This is a genomic window from Rhizobacter sp., assembly GCF_031412495.1.
GTDB lineage: Bacteria > Pseudomonadota > Gammaproteobacteria > Burkholderiales > Burkholderiaceae_C > Schlegelella_A.
Genome location: NZ_JANODC010000144.1, coordinates 1 through 2419 on the forward strand (window position 1 = coordinate 1; position 2419 = coordinate 2419).

Below are 2419 nucleotides of genomic sequence, written 5' to 3' on the forward strand. Positions count from 1 at the left end.
CCTGGCTGAGGGCGTGGGCGGCTCGCTCGAGAACTTCGTGGCCATGATGAATCGCCAGGCGCAGGCCTGGGACCTGAAGAACACGAGCTTCAAGAACGTGACCGGGCTCACCGAGGCGGGCCACAAGAGCACGGCACGCGATGTGGCGGTGATCGCCTCGCACATCATCAACGACTTCCCCGAGTACTACCCGCTGTACTCGATCAAGAAGTACCACTTCGAGGGCTCGCCCACCACCAACGAGAACAACCGCAACGTGCTGCTGCTGCGCGACCCGAGTGTCGACGGCATGAAGACCGGCTTCACCGAAGCGGCCGGGTATTGCATGGTGGTCTCCGCGCAGCGCGATTTTCCGAACCTCGCGGCCACTGGCGCAGGTGGTGGCAAGCGCCGCCTGCTCAGCGTGGTGCTGGGCGCGGCTTCGATGGATGCGCGCGCGAACGAAAGCCAGAAGCTCCTCAACTGGGGTTTCCAGGCCTTCGACACGGTTCGCCTCTTCGACGACGGCAAGGCCATCGTCACCACGCCGGTCTGGAAGGGCGCGGTCAACGAGGCGCGCCTCGGCCCGGCCTCGGCCGTCTTCGTCAGCGTGCCGAAGGGCGACGGCGCCAAGCTGCAGACCAAGGTCGAACGCACCGACCCGCTCGTCGCGCCGCTCGCCAAGGGCCAGCGCGTCGGCTCGATCAAGGTGACGACCCCGGCCGGCACGCCGGTCGCCGACGTGCCGCTGGTGGTCATGGACGCGGTCGAGCAGGCCGGCATCTTCGGCCGCGCCTGGGATGCCATCCGCCTCTGGGTGAAGTAGCCACAATGCCGGAACGCCCGGAGGCGCCCATGCACACGACCCTGCCCGACACGCTCTGCTACATCAACGGCGAGTACCGCCCGCTGAACGAGGCCAAGGTCTCGGTGCTCGACCGCGGCTTCATCTTCGGCGACGGGGTCTACGAGGTCGTGCCCGTCTACGGCCGCAGGATCTTCCGCTTCGACGAGCACATGGCGCGGCTGTCGCGCAACCTGGGCAAGCTGCGCATCGAGAACCCGCACGGGCGCGAGGAGTGGCTGGAGCGCTGCCGCAGGCTGGTCGAGGCGCTCGCCGAGCGCGGCGGCTCGACCCAGCAGCTGGTCTACATCCAGGTGACGCGCGGCGTCGCCTACCCGCGCGACCACGTCATGCCGGCTGGCATCGCGCCGACCGTCTTCATGATGGCCAGCCCGATGAAGCCGGCCAGCGGCGAGCAGCGCCACCAGGGCGTGGCCTGCGTCAGCGCCCGCGACTTCCGCTGGGAGCGCGGCGACATCAAGAGCGTGTCCCTGCTCGGCAACGTCATGGCGCGGCAGATGTCGGCCGATCGCGATGCCCTCGAGACGATCATGTTCCGCGACGGCTTCCTGACCGAGGCGTCGGGATCGAACGTCTGGATCGTCCACGAAGGCGCCGTCCTCGGCCCGCCGAAGAGCGAGCACCTGCTCGAGGGCATCCGCTACGAGCTGATCCGGGAGCTGTGCGAGGAGTGCGGCATCGCCTTCAACCTGCGCCCGCTGCCCGAAGGCGAGGTCATCGCCGCCGACGAGATCCTGCTCAGCTCGGCCACCAAGGAAGTGCTGCCCGTGACCACCTTCGACGGCAGCGGCGTCGGCCACGGCGCCTTGCGAGGCAAGCCCGGGCCCGTCTACGCCAGGCTGTACGAGGCCTATCAGCGAGCCAAGGCGGAGCAGTCGATCTGACTTTCCCAGGCGGGCCACGTCCCGCCATTCATCCACCCCCTCGCGACATCAGAAAGGTTCGATCGTGAAGACGTCCTTCGCACTTCTGACCGTGTCGTTCGCCGCACTGGCCGGCTGCGCCAGCTCGACGTCGACCACCACCACCTCCAGCGCGGCGCAGGCACCCGCCGGGGCTGCCGCGCCGGCAACCTCGCCGGGCGCGGCCACGGCATCGCCGGCCGGCGCGAACGCGCCCAGTCCCTTCGGCCCGACGCGAACCGTCAAGTCGAGGGATGGCCGCTTCGAGGGCGAGATCGTCGGCAGCGTCGTTCCCGGGAGCCGGTTCGCGAAGCTGCAGATCGGCATGACCTACGAAGAGGTCACGGCGCTGATCGGCGCGCCCGACAACATGGTCCGGCACGAGACCGGCAAGCGCTGGATCCCGTTCTACTACGGCAACGACTCGCAGCGGCTTCAGGTGCTCTACCGGCGCGAGGGCTGCCTGACCTTCACCGGCGGCAATGTCTTCGGCGGCGGCGGCAACGAGCTGGTCCGCATCACCGCGACGCAGCGCCAGGACTGCATGAGTTGATGGACGACGAGCCCGCTGACGCCGCCGCGCCCGAGCGGCCGTCGCTGATCGACTACCCGTCGGCCTTCCCGATCAAGGTCATGGGGATGAACGTCGACGGCTTCGTGCACGCCGTGACCG

General features: G+C 68.7%; 4 protein-coding genes. All 4 read left to right on the plus strand.

Annotated features, from left to right (window positions below):
• Window positions 1–805 (plus strand): D-alanyl-D-alanine carboxypeptidase family protein (locus AC30N0_RS05220; protein ID WP_489516872.1); only part of this gene is annotated, 805 nt, incomplete at its 5' end.
• A 29-nt stretch (window positions 806–834) separates the two neighbouring features.
• Window positions 835–1728 (plus strand): D-amino acid aminotransferase, encoded by an 894-nt coding sequence (locus AC30N0_RS05225; RefSeq protein ID WP_489516873.1) that lies wholly within the window; start codon window positions 835–837, stop codon window positions 1726–1728.
• A gap of 64 nt (window positions 1729–1792) precedes the next feature.
• Window positions 1793–2299 (plus strand): hypothetical protein, encoded by a 507-nt coding sequence (locus tag AC30N0_RS05230; RefSeq protein ID WP_489516874.1) that lies wholly within the window; start codon window positions 1793–1795, stop codon window positions 2297–2299.
• The coding region (locus AC30N0_RS05235) for a DUF493 family protein (RefSeq protein WP_489516875.1) at window positions 2299–2419 on the plus strand (121 nt) is incomplete at its 3' end. The genes AC30N0_RS05230 and AC30N0_RS05235, both read left to right, overlap by 1 nt.